The organism is Clostridium aciditolerans, assembly GCF_016316925.1.
Taxonomy (GTDB): domain Bacteria; phylum Bacillota; class Clostridia; order Clostridiales; family Clostridiaceae; genus Clostridium_AM; species Clostridium_AM aciditolerans.
The window spans coordinates 151,787-172,422 of record NZ_JAEEGB010000004.1 but is presented as its reverse complement, the minus strand read 5'-3'; the positions used below and the strand labels follow the sequence as shown (position 1 = coordinate 172,422).

At 32.6% G+C, this 20,636-nt stretch carries 17 protein-coding genes; 13 read left to right on the top strand and 4 right to left on the bottom strand.

Going from position 1 to position 20,636, the window contains the following annotated elements; all coding sequences use genetic code 11:
• Nucleotides 1–71: 71 nt before the first annotated feature.
• From I6U51_RS03505 to I6U51_RS03495, 3 genes are read right to left on the bottom strand one after another with little or no spacing between them, the layout of a single operon-like run.
• The gene (locus I6U51_RS03505; RefSeq protein WP_211141206.1) at nucleotides 72–1,061 is read right to left on the bottom strand and encodes a sensor histidine kinase; all 990 of its coding nucleotides are present in this window, start codon (nucleotides 1,059–1,061) and stop codon (nucleotides 72–74) included.
• On the bottom strand, nucleotides 1,048–1,734 hold the full coding sequence (locus I6U51_RS03500; RefSeq protein WP_211141205.1) for a response regulator transcription factor: 687 nt from the start codon (nucleotides 1,732–1,734) through the stop codon (nucleotides 1,048–1,050). The genes I6U51_RS03505 and I6U51_RS03500 overlap by 14 nt, the downstream gene beginning before the upstream one ends.
• Nucleotides 1,731–1,934, bottom strand: coding sequence for a helix-turn-helix domain-containing protein (locus I6U51_RS03495; RefSeq protein ID WP_425489742.1), 204 nt, complete (start codon nucleotides 1,932–1,934; stop codon nucleotides 1,731–1,733). Before I6U51_RS03495 ends, I6U51_RS03500 begins: the two co-directional genes overlap by 4 nt.
• 373 nt (nucleotides 1,935–2,307) lie before the next feature.
• Here I6U51_RS03495 and I6U51_RS03490 point away from each other — a divergent pair, with 373 nt between their 5' ends.
• The 10 genes from I6U51_RS03490 to I6U51_RS03445 all read left to right on the top strand — a co-directional run bounded on the left by I6U51_RS03490 (nucleotide 2,308) and on the right by I6U51_RS03445 (nucleotide 15,371).
• Nucleotides 2,308–3,678 carry a sigma-54 interaction domain-containing protein gene (locus tag I6U51_RS03490; RefSeq protein WP_211141204.1) on the top strand — a complete coding sequence of 457 codons (1,371 nt, stop codon included), beginning with the start codon at nucleotides 2,308–2,310 and terminating at the stop codon, nucleotides 3,676–3,678.
• A 494-nt stretch (nucleotides 3,679–4,172) separates the two neighbouring features.
• Nucleotides 4,173–5,348 carry an acetyl-CoA C-acetyltransferase gene (locus I6U51_RS03485; protein WP_211141203.1) on the top strand — a complete coding sequence of 392 codons (1,176 nt, stop codon included), beginning with the start codon at nucleotides 4,173–4,175 and terminating at the stop codon, nucleotides 5,346–5,348.
• A 28-nt stretch (nucleotides 5,349–5,376) separates the two neighbouring features.
• The gene (locus I6U51_RS03480) at nucleotides 5,377–6,159 is read left to right on the top strand and encodes a short-chain-enoyl-CoA hydratase (RefSeq protein WP_211141202.1); all 783 of its coding nucleotides are present in this window, start codon (nucleotides 5,377–5,379) and stop codon (nucleotides 6,157–6,159) included.
• Nucleotides 6,160–6,172: 13 nt separating this feature from the next.
• Nucleotides 6,173–7,312 (top strand): acyl-CoA dehydrogenase, encoded by a 1,140-nt coding sequence (locus I6U51_RS03475; protein WP_211141201.1) that lies wholly within the window; start codon nucleotides 6,173–6,175, stop codon nucleotides 7,310–7,312.
• A gap of 18 nt (nucleotides 7,313–7,330) precedes the next feature.
• On the top strand, nucleotides 7,331–8,113 hold the full coding sequence (locus tag I6U51_RS03470) for an electron transfer flavoprotein subunit beta/FixA family protein (protein WP_211141200.1): 783 nt from the start codon (nucleotides 7,331–7,333) through the stop codon (nucleotides 8,111–8,113).
• A gap of 16 nt (nucleotides 8,114–8,129) precedes the next feature.
• Nucleotides 8,130–9,152: an electron transfer flavoprotein subunit alpha/FixB family protein gene (locus I6U51_RS03465; RefSeq protein ID WP_211141199.1), complete on the top strand. Its 1,023-nt coding sequence runs from the start codon at nucleotides 8,130–8,132 to the stop codon at nucleotides 9,150–9,152.
• A 722-nt stretch (nucleotides 9,153–9,874) separates the two neighbouring features.
• Nucleotides 9,875–10,723, top strand: a complete 849-nt coding sequence (locus tag I6U51_RS03460; protein WP_211141198.1) for a 3-hydroxybutyryl-CoA dehydrogenase — start codon at nucleotides 9,875–9,877, stop codon at nucleotides 10,721–10,723.
• Between the two features lie 366 nt (nucleotides 10,724–11,089).
• A complete protein-coding gene (locus tag I6U51_RS03455; protein WP_211141197.1) occupies nucleotides 11,090–13,348 on the top strand; it encodes an EAL domain-containing protein in 2,259 nt (752 codons plus the stop codon).
• Nucleotides 13,349–13,369: 21 nt separating this feature from the next.
• Nucleotides 13,370–14,995, top strand: coding sequence for a thiamine pyrophosphate-binding protein (locus I6U51_RS03450; RefSeq protein WP_211141196.1), 1,626 nt, complete (start codon nucleotides 13,370–13,372; stop codon nucleotides 14,993–14,995).
• Nucleotides 14,996–14,999: 4 nt separating this feature from the next.
• The gene (locus I6U51_RS03445; RefSeq protein ID WP_178909778.1) at nucleotides 15,000–15,371 is read left to right on the top strand and encodes a carboxymuconolactone decarboxylase family protein; all 372 of its coding nucleotides are present in this window, start codon (nucleotides 15,000–15,002) and stop codon (nucleotides 15,369–15,371) included.
• A 158-nt stretch (nucleotides 15,372–15,529) separates the two neighbouring features.
• Here the strand turns inward: I6U51_RS03445 and yeiL are convergent, their stop codons facing one another.
• Nucleotides 15,530–16,225, bottom strand: a complete 696-nt coding sequence (gene yeiL, locus I6U51_RS03440; protein ID WP_211141195.1) for a transcriptional regulator YeiL — start codon at nucleotides 16,223–16,225, stop codon at nucleotides 15,530–15,532.
• Nucleotides 16,226–16,385: 160 nt separating this feature from the next.
• Between yeiL and I6U51_RS03435 the strand changes: the two genes are divergently transcribed.
• The 3 genes from I6U51_RS03435 (at nucleotide 16,386) to I6U51_RS03425 (ending at nucleotide 20,532) form a co-directional block, all read left to right on the top strand.
• Nucleotides 16,386–17,204 carry a purine-nucleoside phosphorylase gene (locus I6U51_RS03435; RefSeq protein ID WP_178909822.1) on the top strand — a complete coding sequence of 273 codons (819 nt, stop codon included), beginning with the start codon at nucleotides 16,386–16,388 and terminating at the stop codon, nucleotides 17,202–17,204.
• 279 nt (nucleotides 17,205–17,483) lie between these two features.
• Nucleotides 17,484–18,920, top strand: coding sequence for a cardiolipin synthase (gene cls / locus I6U51_RS03430; protein WP_211141194.1), 1,437 nt, complete (start codon nucleotides 17,484–17,486; stop codon nucleotides 18,918–18,920).
• Nucleotides 18,921–18,996: 76 nt separating this feature from the next.
• The gene (locus tag I6U51_RS03425) at nucleotides 18,997–20,532 is read left to right on the top strand and encodes a GTP pyrophosphokinase (protein ID WP_211141193.1); all 1,536 of its coding nucleotides are present in this window, start codon (nucleotides 18,997–18,999) and stop codon (nucleotides 20,530–20,532) included.
• Nucleotides 20,533–20,636 lie beyond the last annotated feature (104 nt).

Below are 20,636 nucleotides of genomic sequence, written 5' to 3'. Positions count from 1 at the left end.
CCTTTCTCATGGTTTACCTATATAATAGAACCTTCAACTTACATCTCTGTGACTTTTAGGTGAGAGATTAGTCACTTTGGGAAACGAATGGCAAATATCGCGCCGCCCTGCGGGTGATTTTTTGCGGTAATCGTCCCTCCCTGCCGTGTTATAATCATCTTGCAAAGAGCCAATCCGATTCCATATCCTGTAGCACCTGCGTTTTTCCCACGATAGAACCTGTCAAACAAGCAGGGTAAATCTTCTTTTTCAAAGCCCGCGCCGCTGTCGTGGATGGCAATCTCGGTAAACAGTGGGTTGTCTGTGCAGACAATCTCAATCTTCCCTTTATCGCCTGCGCTTTCCATGCAATTTTTGAGGATGTTTTGAATTGCTTCCGAAAGCCAACCAGAATCGCCCTGAATAATCATCCCTTTTGGCACGTCTGTTTGCAAAGTAATATCGTGCAGATCCATTGGGATTAGAAACGGGCGAAGCGCAGTGCATATCAAGTTGTTTACATCTATCTGCTCGCTTTGGAACACCACAATGCCCGCGTCCAGGCGGGATAATTTCAACAGGGAAGTAAGCAGCCAATCCATCTGTACAAACAATTCCTCTGTTTCCCGCATCAATGCTTTCCGGTCATTTTCGTCAGGGTTATTCTCTAACAATGACAGAATAAGGTTCACGGATGTGAGAGGGGTGCGGAGTTGGTGGGCTATGTCAGCCAGCGAATCAGCAAGATGTTCTTTTTCTTTTTTTAGTGCGTCGTTTTGCTCCCGAATACGCAGCGTCATTTTTGTTATTTCGCTTTGCAGAATGGAAAGTTCGCCCTCGTCCGATTCAGCAATATACAGATGGTCAGCGTTATGAAGCACAAGATCGATTTGATCTGAAATCTGCGCAATGCTTTCGTATCGGGCTTTGGTAAACGCGAAAAACGCTGTGCCAAAGGCAACGGCAGAAGCAATGGCAAGGATTCCCGCCAACCTATTTATTGCAAATCCCAGCATTACAGTAGCGGCGGCCATTAAGGAGAATAGAATGGCAAACTGCCGAAACTCTCTATTCCGAAGCATACTCGCCCCCCAATCTATACCCCGTCCCGCGAACGGTTAGAATTATTTGCGGGCTTGCGGGGTTGTTCTCTATCTTCTCCCGCAAGCGTTTGATGTACACGGTCAATGTATTGTCATTTACAAACTCGCCCGCCGCGTCCCACAATTCGTCAAGTAGCCTGCACCTCGTGATAATACTTTTGGGGTTGCTAATAAACACCAACAACAAGCGGTATTCTAATGCTGAAAGAAAAACCTCGTTGCCGTTTTTTTTCACAACGCCGCTTGCCGTATCGACATGAAGCCCACGAATTTCAAAATCCGACCCAAAGCGTCCGCTTTTTCGCAGGGCGGTTCCAATTCGCGCAATCAATTCCCGCGGACGAAAAGGCTTGGTGATATAGTCGTCCGCACCCATGTTCAGTCCGGTAACAACACTTCCTTCATCGCCGGAAGCTGTCAAAAATATGACGGGAGTATCTTGCGTTTCTTTGATTTCCGTGCAAACCGTAAAGCCATTTCCGTCAGGCAAAGAAATATCTATAAGCGCCAAGTCAAATTTATTCCCGGCAAGCGCGGCAAGGGCCTCACTCCGCGTAGGGGCGTGAGTGACTGTAAATCCCTCCGAGCGGAGCAAAAGCACAAGGTTTTTGGCGATTGCCTTATCGTCCTCAACCAAAAATATCCGTTTCATTTATTTTCACCATCCTTTACTTTACTGCTCCCGAATCGTCCGTCAGCCGGTTTTTCAGCGTCAACCGGAACAAGCCATGTATTTCCCATTTTTTTAGCTCCCTTAATCCGTCCGGCAGAGCAATGGTACACTACCATTCTGTCTGTGATTCCCCAATTTTTCGCTGCTTCTTTTGTCGTTATATAATCCACGCATAACACCTCCATAGCTCCATTGTATTTCTTTTGACGGAAATATACAAGCTGAGGTATAAAACAAAAAAATACGGGAGCGTGGAAAGCCGTTGCACTAGTTTTCTTAGTGCGACAGCTCCTTTTATTTAATTTTTATTTAAAATTAAATAAAATTAAATAGGATTATGGAAAAGCTGGAAAATAAGGATTATAATATAATTCATAGGGTATGTTATTATAGTTATATTGAAGGGTTTCTAGACGGTCAGTTAAGTTATACAACCGAATATGTTAACTTTCTAGTTAAGAATCTTATATAGGTAGTATAAAGATAAATTTATATGTATGGGAAAAGAAGATAGTTTTTTAATATAATCTACTAAGGTGGTGAGCTGTAAATATGTACAAGAAAAACATTTTAGAAAACGATAGTATCATTCTAAATATTATAATGGACACGCTTTATGATGGAATTATAACTATTAATAAAGAAGGTTTTATTACAATGATTAGTAAAGGTTATGCTATGATTTTTAAAAAGAAAAGAGAAGATATTATTGGGAAACATATAACAGAAATAGTTGAAGAAACAAGATTGCCTAGGGTAGTCAAAACTGGACAAGCTGAAATAGCAGAGTTGCTTAAAATAAATAGTCAGTATTTAATTGTAAGTCGTATACCTATTGTTAAAGATGGAGAAGTAATTGGAGCCATTGCAAAGATTATATTCAAAAGTATAAAAGATTTGAATGATATGCATGAACATATAAATAGAATGAAAAAACAACTTAATGGATTAACTAATAATATATCCGTATTAAACAGAACAACCTATTCCTTTGAGGATATTGTTGGAGAAGGAGTACTAATAAAAGGTGCAAAAAGGTTTGCTGAAAAAGCTGCATGGAGCTCTTCAAACGTTTTACTATTAGGTGAAAGTGGAACAGGTAAAGAACTTTTTGCCCATGCTATTCATAAGGAAAGCAGAAGAAGAAATGGTGCTTTTATCAAAGTTAACTGCGGAGCTATTCCAGGAGAACTTCTTGAATCTGAACTCTTTGGATATGAAGGTGGGTCCTTTACAGGGGCAAAAAAAGAGGGAAAGATAGGTAAATTTGAATTAGCAGATGGAGGTACTATTTTTTTAGATGAAATAGGAGATATGCCAATATATATGCAGGTTAAACTTTTAAGAGTACTTCAGGAAAAGGAAGTTGAAAAAATAGGGTCAGAGGGCCCTAAAAAAATAGATGTAAGAGTTATAGCAGCCACTAATCAAAATTTAGAGCAATTAGTAAAAGAAGATAAGTTCAGGAAGGACTTATTTTATAGATTGAACGTTTTAACAATTAATGTGCCATCATTAAAAGAAAGAAGAGAAGATATTGAAACAATAGTTTATCATATTATTAACAAAATAAGTAACAAAGTAAGTAAATATATTGAGGGGATTTCAAATGAGGCTTTGGAATATATAAAAAGTTACAGTTGGCCAGGAAATGTAAGAGAACTGGAAAATGTACTTGAGAGGGCAATAACAATTATAGAAAATGAAACAGTAATAGATGTAAAACATCTTCCCTCTAAAATAACAGCAATAAGGGAGTGCAAACCTGTTAGAAATCTTCAAGATATATTAAATGATGCAGAAAAAGAAGCAATTTTAAATAGTATTAGTGCCGCGAAGGGAAATAAATCAAAGGCAGCACAACTTCTAGGCATAAGTAGATCAAGTTTATATGAAAAGATGTCAAAGTTACATATAGATTAGATTGATAAAATTAAAACTGAATTTACTATATGTTAATCAAGAGTATAAGCTCAATTGATATTAGGAAGCTCCAAAAAATATTTTTTTGGAGCTTTTAGTTATATATTTAACAATGTGTTTATTTTTACCATTTGGTGTATGGAATACAAGACATTCTAAAAAAGTGGAATTGTTATAAATTTGTCAATTGTATAGAAATGTGGACAACTTTAAATTGAAATTGTCTTGAATTTAACACAAATATTTAAATAAATACTAATTTTGTTAAATATTATATTTAATTGAAATTGTAGAGAGGCTAAATTACTAGTTTTAATAAATAAAATATCTTTGGCAAGGTATTTGCTATATCTATTTTCGTATACAAAAATTATATTTCAAATTTTTCTAGCATATATATTTTATATCAACTTATAATATTGACAACATTTTCACATCAATAGTATAAGTTAGCAAAGTAACATTTAAATCAATAGAGGGAGAGGAGATTAGAAATGAGAGAAGTAGTTATAGCAAGTGCAGTAAGAACAGCTATTGGATCTTTTGGAGGGACTTTAAAGGATGTAGCAGCAGTAGATTTAGGTGCTGTGGTAATAAAGGAAGCTTTAAATAGAGCAGGTGTTAAGGGTGAAGCTGTAGACGAGGTAATAATGGGTAACGTTTTACAAGCAGGACTCGGACAAAATCCAGCCAGACAAGCTATGGTTAATGCAGGTCTTCCAGTTGAAGTTCCAGCAATGACTATTAATAAGGTTTGTGGCTCAGGTCTAAGAGCAGTTTCTCTAGCTTGTCAAATAATAAAAGCTGGAGATGCAGATGTAATTGTAGCTGGTGGTATGGAAAATATGTCAAGAGCTCCATATCTTTTAAACGATGCAAGATGGGGACAAAGGATGGGTAATGGAGAATTTGTTGACGAAATGATAACTGACGGTTTAACAGATGTATTCAATAAATACCATATGGGAATAACTGCAGAAAATATAGCAGAGCAATGGGGAATAACTAGAGAAGAGCAAGATAAATTTGCTTTAGCATCACAAAACAAAGCTGAAGCAGCTATAAAAGAAGGAAAATTCAAAGATGAAATAGTTCCAGTAGTTGTTAAAAAGAAAAAACAAGAAATAATATTTGAACAGGATGAATTTCCAAGATTCGGTGCAACAATTGAATCTTTAGCAAAATTAAAACCAGCTTTCAAAAAAGACGGTACAGTTACTGCTGGTAATGCATCAGGAATAAATGACTGTGCAGCAGCAATAGTTGTAATGAGTGGAGAAAAAGCTAAAGAGCTTGGAGTTAAACCTCTTGCTAAAATAGTTTCTTATGGACAAAGAGGTCTTGAACCATCAATAATGGGATACGGACCATTCTATGCAACTAAGAAAGCCTTAGAAATGGCAAATTTAAAAATAGAAGGTATAGATTTAATTGAAGCTAATGAAGCATTTGCAGCTCAAAGTTTAGCTGTGGCTAAAGATTTAAAGTTCAATATGGACATAGTAAATGTAAATGGTGGAGCTATAGCTCTTGGACATCCAATTGGAGCTTCAGGGACAAGAATACTTGTAACACTATTACATGAAATGGTAAGAAGAGATGCTAAAAGAGGTCTTGCAACATTATGTATAGGTGGAGGAATGGGGACAGCTCTTATAGTTGAAAGATAGGAATCTTAAAATATAGAGGGGGATTAACATGGAATTTAAGAATATAATTTTTGAAAAAAATGATAAAATTGCAACTATATCTATTAATAGACCTAAAGCATTAAATGCTTTAAATTCAGAAACTTTAAAGGAACTTGATTGTGTTGTTGACATGATAGCTGAGGATGAGGGAGTGTATGCAGTTATCTTAACTGGTGTCGGCGAAAAGGCTTTTGTTGCCGGTGCAGATATCACAGAAATGAAAGATATGTCAGTGGCTGAAGGAAGAAAATTTGGAATACTTGGAAATAAAGTGTTTAGAAAAATTGACTTGTTAGAGAAACCTATAATAGCTGCAGTTAATGGATTTGCGCTTGGCGGCGGCTGCGAACTTTCCATGGCTTGCGATATAAGAATCGCGTCAACTAGTGCTAAATTTGGACAGCCTGAAGTTGGTCTTGGGATAACACCAGGCTTTGGTGGAACTCAAAGATTAGCAAGAATTGCAGGAATGGCAGTAGCAAAAGAGTTAATTTTTACAGGAAGAATTATTAAAGCTGAGGAAGCACTTAGAGTTGGTTTAGTGAATAAGGTTGTTGAACCAGATAAGGTTATGGAAGAAGCTGTAAGCTTTGCAAATACAATAGCAGCGCAAGCTCCCATAGCCGTTAAGTATTGTAAAGCTGCTATAAATAGAGGTATGCAGTGTGATATAGAAACAGCACTTATGTATGAATCAGAAGTATTTGGAGAGTGCTTTGCAACTGAGGATCAAAAAGAAGGTATGACAGCCTTTGTAGAAAGAAGAGAAAAAAGCTTTAAAAATAAGTAGGAGGTAATTTCATATGAATTTTGAACCAACAAAGGAACAAGAGTTAGTAAGACAGATGGTTAGAGAATTCGCTGAAAAAGAAGTTAAACCAATAGCATCTGAAATAGATAGAACAGAAGAGTTTCCTATGGAAAATGTAAAAAAGATGGCTAAGTATGGAATGATGGGTATTCCATTTTCAAAAGAATATGGTGGAGCAGGAGGAGACACTCAGTCATATATTATGGCAGTTGAAGAGTTATCAAAGGTATGTGCCACAACAGGTGTTATACTTTCAGCTCACACTTCATTATGTGCTTCATTAATAAATGAATTTGGAACAGAAGAACAAAAAAGAAAATACTTAGTACCACTTGCAAAGGGTGAAAAACTCGGTGCCTTTGGCTTAACAGAACCAAATGCAGGTACTGATGCAGCAGGACAGCAGTCAGTTGCAGTTCTTGAAGGAGATCACTATGTATTAAATGGATCAAAAATATTCATAACTAACGGTGGAAAAGCTGATATATTTGTAGTATTTGCTATGACAGACAGGAGTAAGGGTGTTAAGGGAATATCCGGATTTATAATCGAAAAAGGATTCCCTGGATTTTCAATAGGAAAAGTAGAAGATAAGATGGGTATAAGAGCATCATCAACAACTGAGCTTATATTTGAGGACTGTATAGTTCCAGCTGAAAATTTAGTTGGAAAGGAAGGAAAAGGCTTTGGAATAGCAATGAAGAGTCTTGACGGAGGAAGAATTGGTATAGCAGCTCAAGCATTAGGAATAGCTGAAGGAGCTTTTGAAGAGGCAAAAAATTATATGAAGGAAAGAAAACAATTTGGTAAATCACTTGATAAATTCCAGGGGTTAAGCTGGATAATGGCAGATATGGATGTTGCTATTGAATCCGCAAGACATCTTGTTTATCTTGCTGCATGGAAGAAAGATAACAAACTTCCATATAGCGTTGATGCGGCAAGAGCAAAACTTCATGCTGCAAATGTTGCTATGGATGTTACTACTAAAGCTTTACAGTTATTTGGTGGATATGGATACACTAAGGACTATCCAGTTGAAAGAATGATGAGAGATGCTAAAATAACTGAAATATATGAAGGAACATCACAGGTTCAAAGGATGGTTATTTCCGGAAATATATTTAGATAACGAGGAGGATATTAGACAATGAATATAGTTGTTTGTATAAAACAAGTTCCAGATACAAATGAAGTTAGAATTGACCCAAAGACAGGAACCCTTATAAGAGAAGGAGTTCCATCAATAATGAATCCAGATGACAAGAATGCATTGGAAGAGGCTTTAGCAATTAAAGATAATCACGGAGCACATGTAACAGTAATTACAATGGGGCCTCCACAAGCTAAAAATGCTTTGATTGAAGCAATAGCAATGGGAGCAGACGAAGCTGTACTTATTACAGATAGAGTTTTTGCAGGTGCAGATACTTTAGCTACTTCTTATGCTTTATCAGGCGCATTAAAGAAACTTGACTATGATATAGTATTTGCTGGAAGGCAGGCCATTGATGGAGATACTGCACAGGTTGGACCAGAAATTGCTGAGCATCTTGAACTTCCCCAAGTAACCTATGTTGAGAAGGTTGAAGAAGTAGGAGAAGGATATATAAAAGTTAGAAGAGCTTGGGAAGATGGCTATGAAATAATAAAAGTTAAAACTCCTGCACTTTTAACAGCAATAAAAGAATTGAATATTCCAAGATATATGCATATGTCCAAAATATTTGGCGCATTTGATAAAGAAATAAAAGTTTGGACTGCAGATGATATAGAGATTGATAAAAGCCTACTTGGACTTAATGGTTCACCAACAAGAGTTATGAAATCAGCAACTAAAGAAGCTAAGGGCAGTGGAGAATTGGTGGTTAAACCAGTTAAAGAAGCAGTAGAATACACAGTTTCAAAATTAATTGAAAATCACTATATTTAGTTTGGAGGAATCTCAGATGAATATATCAGAACATAAAGGTGTATGGGTATTTGCAGAGCAGAGAGATGGGAAGCTTCAAAAAGTATCCCTTGAACTGCTTGGAAAGGGAAGAGAAATTGCAGATAAATTAGGTACTGAACTTACTGCAGTTGTGCTTGGACATAATATCCAAGACATAGCAGATAACTTGCTATCCTATGGAGCAGATAAAGTCCTTGCCTGTGACAATAAATTCTTATCACACTATTCAACAGATGCATATACTAAAGTTATTTGTGATTTAGCTGTAGAGAAGAAGCCAGAAATAATATTTATAGGAGCTACATTTATAGGAAGAGACTTAGGACCAAGAGTTTCCGCAAGATTACGCACAGGCTTAACTGCTGACTGTACTGGACTTGACATAGATTCTGAAACTAATAACCTTATGATGACTAGACCAGCTTTTGGTGGAAATCTTATGGCTACAATAGTTTGTGGAAATCACAGACCTCAAATGTCAACTGTAAGACCTGGTGTTTTTTCAAGATTAGAAAAAGATAGCTCAAGGATAAATGGGGAAAAAGTTGATTATGTAGCTGTTGAATTAACTGAAAAAGATATAAGAACAAAGACAGAAGAGGTAGTAAAGCTTTCAAAGAATATAATGGATATAGGAGAAGCTTCAGTACTTGTAGCTGGTGGAAGAGGCCTTGGAAATGCTGAAAATTTCTCAAAGCTTGAAGAGCTTGCAAAAGTTTTAGGTGGTACAGTAGCTGCCTCAAGAGCGGCTGTGGATATTAATTGGGCAGACAAGGCTATTCAAGTTGGACAGACTGGTAAAACTGTAAGACCTAAATTATATATTGCCTGTGGAATTTCTGGTGCGATTCAGCATTTAGCTGGAATGCAGGATAGTGAATTTATAATAGCTATTAATAAAAATCCGGAGTGTCCTATAATGAAGGTTGCAGATCTTGCAATAGTTGGAGATTTAAATAAAGTATTACCTGAACTAACAGCTAAAATTAAAGCTCATAAAGAAGAAGCAGCCATATAGTAACTTTGTTTTTAATGGCATGTCTTTAGGATAGAACGTTGATTTGAAAAAACAGTGTATCTAAGGCTTGAATTAGTCAAGGGGACATGCCATATCCTACAATTCGTAATATTAAAAAATTGCGACGCAATTTTTTAAGAGGACAGAGGACAATTGACAGTGAAGGAGGATTTTTCTCCGCTGCACTACGAAAAATCTTTAATTATATTATAAGACTATTTTTGAGATTAGTGAAACTAGTCTCAAAATAGCTCGTGTCAAGTTCTAGTTGGCAACTTGTTTTTTGAAATTTTCCAGTATAATTCAGTTAAAATTTTTATTCCTAAAGGGCTTCGCCAGCAGCCCGAAAGGGCGCATTTGTGCCGTTAACTTTTTACGTAAAATTTTATAAATAAGTTCACTAAAATTTCTTTCTTAAAAAAGTTTTTATGGATTTTCTGATATTAGTTTGGCGCAGCCTGTAATCTTTAACCTTTGAATATAGCTATTCAATAAGCATCTGAAACAGAGTATTGACAAATTGATACAGCCTAGCGGCTTGCGACAAAGTCGCCTAGTGCTGAAAAATAATTAAAGATTTTTCGTAGTGTAATGGAGAAAAATCCTCCTTCACTGTCCTCTGTCAATTGTCCTCTGTCCTCTAAAAAAATTGCGTCGCATAATTTTTATATTACGAATTAAAGGTCATATCATATAATTTTTTATAAACGGGGGTAATTGAAATGAAAAAGATATGCGTATTAGGCGCAGGTACTATGGGAGCAGGTATTGCACAAGTATTTGCAGCTAAAGGATATGAAGTTTTACTAAGAGATATTAAAGATGAATTTGTTGAAAAAGGTATTTCTGGAATAAAGAAAGGCCTTTCAAAATTAGTAGCTAAGGGAAAAATGGCACAAGGAGATGCAGATGATATAGCTAATAGAATAACAGGAACAACTGACTTAAAATTAGCAGCTAATTGTGATTTAGTAGTAGAAGCAGCAGTTGAAAATATGGATATAAAGAAAAAAATATTTGAAGAATTAGATCAAATATGTAAACCGGAAACTATATTGGCATCAAACACATCTTCACTTTCAATAACTGAAGTTGCAGCAGCAACTAAAAGAGCAGATAAAGTCATAGGAATGCATTTCTTTAACCCAGCGCCAGTTATGAAGCTTGTAGAAATAATTAGAGGAATGGCAACATCGCAAGAAACTTTTGATGCAGTTAAAGAGATGTCAATCTCTATAGGAAAAGACCCGGTAGAAGTAGCAGAGGCTCCTGGCTTTGTTGTTAATAGAATACTTATTCCTATGATAAACGAAGCCTGTGGAATATTAGCTGAAGGAATAGCCAATGCAGAGGATATAGACAAAGCTATGATGCTTGGTGCAAATCATCCAATGGGACCACTAGCATTAGGTGATCTCATAGGTTTAGACGTTTGTCTTGCAATAATGGATGTATTATATAAGGAAACTGGAGATTCAAAATATAGAGCTCACTCATTGTTAAGAAAATATGTAAGAGCTGGATGGCTTGGAAGAAAGACCTCAAAAGGATTTCATAACTACGCAAAATAAGCTTTTATTATAGAATATATCAAATAAATTACTGCGCGTTCCATGGCGAATTGTCTGAAAAGCCAATAATATTCATTCTATGTAGTAAGATAAGAAAGCTAAACTGTAGTCTAAGGATTCACAGTTTAGCTTTTTTATTTTAAGAGGAAAATTGTCCTCTGTCCTCTAAAAAATGTAGTTGTATGACAAATTTTGTTGTATTTACGCGTATGTTAATATATAATGGATATAATTGGTTATAAAGGTTTAATAATTTTTAATTTTACAGAGATTAGTAAAGTGTTATATTATAACTTTTGAAAAATATGTTATATTCTAGACATATTAAAATTTAGCTATCTTTGCTTCTCAGGAGGTATGTAATTTATGGCACAACAAGAATATGAGCAAGAACCAAAGTATGTTATGGAATCAAAAAAAAGATGCATAGAATTGGGTATGGATCCTAATGAACTTAGAATTCCCAAAGAAATTATGTCAGAATTTAAATTAGAAAATAAAAAAGAAGCTTATGAAGAAATTTTAGAGGTAGTAAAATTTTTTAGTAAAAAAATAATAAAGTCATTAGATGGCACCCCTATATTAATAGTAATATCAGATGAAAATGGTTATTTGCTAGATATGGTTGGAGATGAAACAATAAAATCCACTATGACTCAACTAGGTATCAGGCAAGGTGTTCTATTTTGTGAAAATAATTTGGGTACAAATGTAGTCAGTTTAACTCTAAAACAAAATCATCCAATACAATTAGTAGGAACTAATCATTTTCATACATTTTTACACAACATTGCTTGTTATGGAATGCCATTTCATGATACAGACAGTAATCGCATTTTAGGAAGTATATGTATTATGACAGAAGTGAGTCTTCATAATCCATTTTTTCTAATGACATTAACAACAGTAATTGATGCTATAGAACGTGAGCTATTACTTAGAAAACAGAATCGTAAGCTTAATATAATGAACCAAATTATGTTAAGCAAAACTAGAAATGCAATTATTATCACAGATGCAAATGGGAAAGTGTTAGAGTTTAATGAATTTGCAGAAAAAATATCTGGTTTTGATAAAGAGGAAATAGTAGGGAAAAGTATTTTTGATTCTCCAATAACAGGTGATCTTTTTAAAGATGTATTAAATAATCAAAAACAGTATAAAGATGTTGAGATAAAGTTCAAAAATAATAATAAGGAACAATATGTTTGCCTTGTTGATGCGCAATCTATTTATGATGAAAATTTAAATATGATAGGTGCTTTTGGACAATTTAGGGATATTACAGAAAGATATTTAGCAGAAGAAAAATATAATTATTTAGCGCATCACGATGAGTTAACTGGACTACCCAATAGACGGTATTTTCATGAAATAATGAATAAATACATTGACGATAAAATTTGTCAATCTAGGAATATGTCACTTGTATTTTTAGATTTAGATAAATTAAAAATGATTAATGATAAGTTTGGTCACTCAAAGGGTGATTTATTAATAAAAGAAGCTGCAAATATACTAAAAGAATGTTTAAACAAAGATGATCATATTTTTCGTGCAGGCGGAGATGAATTTATATTATTATGTTTTGATATTAAAAATAACGAACAAGCAACCGAATTGGCAGAAAAAATTATCTATGCTTTTAATAGAACAATTGTAATTGATGGTCATCAATTACATATAACACCAAGCTTAGGAATTGTTTTATACGAAGATAATCCAGCGAGCTACGAAGATAGTTTAATTTATGCGGATAATGCTATGTATAAGGCAAAATCTAATGGAAGAAATGGGTATGTAATTTACGATTCGATTTTAGAGGAATCCTATAAAGATAAGTTGACACTAAAGATGGATATTGAAAAAGCTTTAGAAAATAATGAATTTATTCTACACTATCAACCACAAGTGGATATACAAAATGGCAAAATAGTTGGTGTTGAAGCATTAATCAGATGGAATCACAAAGAAAAAGGAATGATTTTTCCAGATAAATTTATTCCTATAGCAGAAGAAACAGGATTAATTACTAAAATAGGTGAGTGGGTATTAAGAGAAGCTTGTTCTCAAGTTAAGAAGTGGCAAAATATAAATTTACCACTTCTAAAAATAAGCGTAAATTTATCAACACAACAATTTCTAAAAAGTGGTTTAACTAAAGTTATTAAAGATGTTTTATCTGAAACAGGACTTGATCCAATAAATTTAGAACTAGAAATAACTGAAAGTATGACAATGGAAGTTGACTATGCAATAAAAACATTAAAAGAATTAAATGATTTAGGGGTGAAAATTAGTATTGATGATTTTGGAACTGGATATAGTTCCTTAAATTATTTAAAAAAGTTCTGCATTGATTACTTAAAAATTGATAGATCTTTTGTTAAGGATATTATGATTAATGAAAATGATGCAAAGATAGTTGAGACAATTATTTCTATGGCTCATAGTTTAGGTTTAATGGTAATAGCGGAAGGGGTTGAAGATAAAGAGCAATTAAGATTCTTACAATCACGTCATTGTGATTTTGTACAAGGTTATTATTTTAGTAAGCCCATACCTGCAGATGTTTTTGAAACGGGATTTTATAATTTGCAAGAAACATTTAAAGAAAAATATTAGTTGACATAGGGGGATAGAAGTATGAAAAGTATAGCATGGATTTTAGCATGGCATTTAAAAAGATGGGGAATCAATCATGTTTTTGGTATACCTGGAAAGCCTGTTGTTCCTTTAATTATTGAATTAGACAAACAAGATATCAATTTTATTTTAAATAAACATGAATGTGGCTCAGGTTACGCTGCTGCAGGTTATTCATTAATGAACAAGAAACTAGGTGTAGCTATTGGAACTTCAGGTCCTGGTGGTACAAACTTATTAACTGCTGCAGGGCAAGCAAAAGCTTATCATATTCCAGTATTATTTATTACTGGACAACAAAATATGAATGATGTTGGGAAGGCATTAGGACAGGATTCTACTATTTTTGGTACAGATTTAGTTAAAATGTTTGAACCGGTTACTAAATTTAGTGTTAGAATTGAAAGAGCAGATCAGTTTAAGAGATATTTACAGCATGCCTTGGAAAAGGCTTGTTTTGGCGTAAAGGGGCCAGTTCATTTATCTATACCATCTGATATACTTAATGAACAAATAGAAGAATTTGAGCTTGAGTTACCTAATAACATTCCTCAGATAAATTCCTCTAGATTAGATGAATTTATTGATAAGCTTAATAATGCTAAAACTCCTGTAATTTTAGCAGGTAAGGGTGTTCATTCAAGTTTAGCTTATGAAGAAGTTAAAAATTTGGCTGAACTATGGAATATACCAGTTATGACTACGCCAGGTGGAAAGGGGACATTTGTTGAAAATCATCCATTATCACTTGGTGCTTTGGGATTAGGCGGTACAGAAAAAGCATCTGAATATATTAAGGAAGAAATAGATTTAATGATTGTAATTGGAAGTAAACTATCAGATATGTCTCTAGTTGGCATATCACCAGAAAATTACCCTAAAGAAGTCATTCATTTAGATTACGATCCTACATTTATAGGTAAATCTCTATCAGTTCAAACGCTCTCTATTATAGGTGACATTAAAACAAATTTACAGTTAGTATTAGAAAAGGCTAAAGATAGAATAAAAAATGATTATAATTCATTAGAGGAGGAATATGAGATTAAAAATAGTAATAATCATTCTTATATGTCAGCTATTAATGCTATAGAGATAATAAGACAAGAGTTACCAGAGGAGTCTATTGTGTTTGGGGATGATGGGAGCCATTCATTTTATGCAATAAAGCATTTTAATATAAGAAAACCAGGTACATTCTTTTTCGACGATGTATTTGGAGCTATGGGACATGCTATAGGTTACTCCATAGGTGCCCAATTGGCAAGTTATAATTCTAGAATCATTTGTCTAACTGGTGATGGATGCACTTTTATGCACGGCACTGAAATATCCACAGCAGTAAATTATAATATTCCAGTTACTTTTATAATATTAAATAATGGAAGATTAGATATGGTTGATAAAGGCATGCAGCAACATTTAGGAAAAGCGATAGGAACCACTTACAATGTACCATTAAATATTAAAAAATTTGGTGAGTCAATGGGAGTAAAATCATATAAATGTTGTAATCAATTTGAATTAAAAGAAGCTCTACAAATTTCAAATTTACATAACGAAACAATCATAATAGAAGTTATGGTTGATCCATATGAAATACCACCAACTATGAAAAGAGGTTAAGGAAATGAATAAAGATTATCAAAAAGGAATTGATGTGTTAAAAGAAATGACAGATATAAATGGTCAACAGACCGTAAAATCTTTAGGAGAGATATTCCCTGATTTTGAAGAAAAAATGATTGCTTTTGGATTTGGCCAAATATATTCAAGAGAAAATTTGGATTTAAAAACAAGAGAGGTTGTAACTATAACGGCTCTTATAACACAAGGTGCATTTGAACAATTAGATTTTCATATAAAAGCAGCGCTTAAAGTTGGATTGAAGCCAGAAGAAATATTAGAAATTATTTTGCATTGTGCAGCATATGTAGGATTTCCTAAGGCTTGCAGCGCTTTAGTCATCGCAGGTCAAATTTTTAAAAATAATGAAGTTTAAATTATAAGATTAATAAAGTGAAAAAAGGCTATGAAGGAGCTGATTTAAATTGGGAACTTCATGGTCTTTTTGTGTTTTGCAAAATATGAACTATACAAAGGGGATGAGTTCGTTAGATAATAAAAATAGATGATTTATTGGAAGAGATGAATAAATAATTATTTGTACAGGTCGGATGAAATGCATAAGAGAGCATTATAGTCTATAATCTCATAATAAGCTTCTCTCTTTTTTATAATACTTTTTTCACATAATGTTTTTAAGCTCCTCAATAAATGTCTGTAACTTGTGCCTAATAACTCAGATACTTCAGTTAAATTCTCATTGAATACCACAATTTTTCTATCCTCAATTTCCATTAAAGTTTTTGACGCAATAATAAAACTAGCTAATCTATTTTCAAGTGGATAGCTTAAATTTATAGAACTATTCTTGGATAATCTTTCTAGTTTATTACCTAATGATTCACAAATTAAAAGTAGGAAATTTATATCTTTCATCAAATTTTCTTTGGTAATTTTAGTTGATATACCTATGCAATAGCAATCCTCTATAGCTTGAATACTCGATATTGCTGGCACTAATTTTATAATTTCTACTTCTCCAATTAATTCTAATGGGCTGTAAAAACACACAAGCATGTTTTTACCATTTTTTAATGTTGTGTAAACCTTCGCCTTACCTCTTACAAAAAATAAAAGATAATTTGTCTCCTCGCCTTCTTTACAAATATGTTCTCCTTTTTTAAATAATATAAGTTCTAAGTAAGTTGGTATATCTCCATTAAAAAACTTCTTAATATTGTACTGCTGTATATATTTATTTACCATAGAAGTATTCTTTATCTTTTCCATAATCAAATTACCCCCATATAATGCTTAGCTCACTTTTTTTATTCCATTATGACATATGTCATACACTATATCAATATATTTATGCTACACTACTTTCGACGAGGATGTTAAAATACAAAATATGTATAAGATTATATAAGGAGGTACTAAAATGAACAATATGTATGATAAAGTTACAGAATCTGCAAGATATATAGGAAATAAGGTTACAAACTTTAAACCTGAAATTGCAGTTATTCTTGGTTCAGGATTAGGTGATTTAGTAAACGTATTAGAAGATAAAGAATATATAGATTATAAAGATATTCCAAACTTTCCTCAATCAACAGTTGAAGGTCATGAGGGTAGATTAGTATTTGGAAGGATAAAAGGAATAGATGTATTAGCAATGCAAGGAAGATTCCATTACTATGAAGGATATACTATGAAAGAAGTTACTTATCCCGTATATGTAATGCAGCAATTAGGTATAAAAAAACTTATAGTTACCAATGCTTGCGGAGGAATAAATACTAGTTTTAACCCTGGCACACTAATGCTTATAAAGGATTTTATAAACTTATTTGGAACTAATCCACTAATTGGAGTTAATGATCAAAGATTTGGACCAAGATTTCCTGATATGTCTGAGCCATACAAACTAGAATTGATAGACAAAGCAAAAACATTAGCTGATGAACTTGGTATTGAATATAAAGAAGGAATTTATGCTGGCTTTATGGGCCCTTATTATGAAACAGCTGCGGAAATAGTATCTATAGGCAGGCAAGGGGCTGATGCTGTAGGAATGTCAACTGTTCCTGAAACTATAGCTGCTAATTATCTAGGAATAGATGTCCTTGGCATAGCGTGCATTACAAACATGGCCACAGGAATACAAAAGCATAAACATTCCCATGAAAGAGTTGTAGCAACAGCTAAAAAGGTTTCAGCGGACTTATGTACCTGGGTAGCTAAGATAATAGAAAATATAGAATAGAAACTTATTGATTAAAAACGCCTATGTTTTAAAGCATAGGCGTTAACTTATTACTTAATATATTATGCGGCAGTATTGCATATTCCAACATGTGGATTATGAATAGTAATAATCTTACTATTCATTTAGAAAATACTTTGGAAGTAGAATTTAAAAATACGCTGAAGTCCCTTTTGTTTTCATTGTTACGTAATTATGTTAAAATTTAATTGATGGGAAAATGGGTCGGAGCATAGATAATATTGTCGATATAAGTGATATAGCAAGAGGAGGCCAAGAATGAGTGTTGCAACAAGTGTAAGTACGACGATTTTTATTTTAAACGTACTATTTTCTATAGTATTGATATTTTTTGAAAGAAGGAATCCTTCAACTACATGGGCTTGGCTATTGATATTTATGTTAGTTCCAATTGGTGGTTTTGTAATCTATTTACTTTTTGGAAGAAATATAAGTAGGCAGAAAATGTTTGATAAGAAGGTTTTAATTGATGAAGCTAAAAAGAGATATTTAGAGAATATAAGAGAAGAGTATGAATATGATTTATCATCTTATGAGCATAGAGATTTAATTAATATGAACTACAAGAATTCAGGAGCAATCTATACACAAAATAATGATATAACTTTGTATACTGAAGGTAATGAAAAATTTGATGCTCTTATTAAAGCTTTAGAATGTGCAACAAAATTTATTCATATAGAATATTATATATTTCGTCCAGACGATATAGGAAAAAAGCTATTAAATATTTTAATGAGTAAAGCTAAGGAAGGTGTAGAGGTAAAATTTTTATTTGATGCAATGGGGTCAAATAGCTTAAATAATAAGAAGTATTTAAATGAATTGGCAAGTGCAGGGGTTGAATATGCAGCCTTTTTTCCAGGCATAATGCCATACATAAATAGAAGAATTAATTATAGAAATCATAGAAAAATAGTAGTAGTAGATGGAGAGATAGGTTTTGTAGGTGGCTTCAATATTGGTGATGAGTATTTAGGTAAAGACAAAAATATAGGTTATTGGAGAGATACTCATGTGAAAGTTATAGGACAAGCAGTATACGGATTAGAGAAAAGATTTTTACTAGATTGGAGCTACGCTAAAAATTGTGATATAGAAGATATATTTAGGTATTTTCCAAAGGGTAAAAACTCAGTGGATGGCAAAATAGGAATGCAAATAGTTACAAGTGGACCAGATCATAAGGAACAGCATATAAGAAATGGGTATATAAAAATAATAAATAAGGCAAAAGAAAATTTATTTTTACAAACTCCATATTTTGTGCCAGATGATACATTGTTAGAAGCTTTAAAGATTTCAGCTTTATCTGGAGTAGATGTCAGAATCATGATACCAGGGAAACCGGATCATAAATTCATGGCTTGGGCTGCAAACTCTTATATATTGGAGCTTCTGAATGTAAATGTAAAGGTATATTTATATGAGAAAGGATTTATTCATGCTAAAACTATAATGGCAGATGGTGCTGTTTGCAGCATTGGTACAGCTAATATGGATATTAGAAGTTTTAAATTAAACTTTGAGGTTAATAGCTTTATATATAATAGTGAATTTACAAAAGGTTTAGAGGCCAGCTTTAAAGAGGATATTAAGTATTGTAGACAAATAAATAAAGAAGAGTTTATAAAAAGACCGTTAATTGAGAAAGCAGCAGAGTCAATGGTTAGACTTATTTCACCAATTTTATAGTTGTAACACAGTCAGAAGGAAATATAGAATTATATATTTTAGAAAGAAGTATTACATTAACATTGGGAGGTAAATTATGGAACTGAAGATGTTTAATTTTATTGAAGAAGTTATAGGATGTTTAGAAGAAATAAATGATGAATTACAAGATAAAGCTAAGGATTTAGAGATATATTTTGAAAAATTATTAGAAAATAATAATGATGGAGATATAAAGGTAAATTCAAGAGTAAAGTCTTCTTCTAGTTTGAGAGAAAAAATAATAAGGAATAATTATTATAAAAAGTACAAGTCAGGAGAGGAGGTTATTTCAAATCTTTCAGATTTGATTGGAGTCAGAGTAGAATGTAGATTTATTGAAGATGAAATGGTAATATTTAAAATTCTAAAAAAGCTTTTTAACAAAAGAAATGCTGATGGATATTATTACAATGAATTAAATGAAAATATTAGATTAGAGTTAACTGGTAAACAACCACAGGAACAAAAAAATGGGTTTGAAATCTTTAGAATAGATGGAATTTATGAAATAAATGATAAAATAATTAAATTTGAGCTCCAAATTAAGTCCTTGGTTAATATATTTTGGGGTGAGCTTGAGCATAAAATAATATATAAAGATCATAACTACAGAATAGCAGATGACTTTTTAAAAGAACTAATGGGATCTATTAAAAAGAACCTTACTATGATAGATAATCAGCTTCTTATGATTTATAACCAATTTAGTAGTGCAAATAGTATAGATCCTATGATGAGAAAGTCTAAATTAGAAGTATTTCTTTCGAAAATTATTTATGATATATTTTCAACAAAAATGCAAAATAGTATTGGCTTTGGAGTTGACTTTAAAAAATCCTGTGATACCATAATGAAATATATTTTTAGAACTAGAAATGCTGAAAATTTGGATGATTATAATAAAACAATGGTAAAAACAATGGATAGATTAAATAGTATTAGTAAAAATGATGTGAATTTTAATAGTGAGATAGAATTTGAAAGAGAGATACATTTTGAAGATGCTTTCTCTAATAAGATTGGATATACTATATTGAATTCAATAAATAATGAATTTCAATGGAATTTGTTTTTTAGAATATTATTTGAAATAGAGCTTGGAAATAATGCTGAGGATTTTGAGACATTTATAAAGTTTGTAAGAACTAGATTTTATGAAAATAATAGTTTTTTAAGGTTACATTCAATTTTGAATGAAGAAGAGTTTGAAAGTGTAAAAAATGATATTATGCTGACCATAGCACATAGTTTTGAAATTGTAGACTCTATAGAGTTTATATATGATAATAATATTGATGAAATAAATGAAGTAATAACTTCTCTTATAGATTTAATATGTGAAAAGATAAGTACATATGAAGAATGGGAAAAAACTCGTGACATAGGGCTAAATCTATTGCATTTTAAAGTTCTATCTATTTTCAATTGTAAGGTTGAAACCTATAAAGTAAAAGAACTTATTGAAAGGGTTAAAAGTGGTGCTTACAAAATAGAAATAAGCAAAAGTATCTTAAAATATATAGATAAATTAGATGAGATGGATAAGATTAAAGCTGAAGAAGCGGTAAGACTTTTTAAAATTAAGTTATAAGAAGCTCTAAGTATAATTCCAATGCGGCAATATAAAAAGCTAAATTGTGACCTAAGGATTCACAGTTTAGCTTTTTATATTTAACGAATAAAAAAATATTGTTA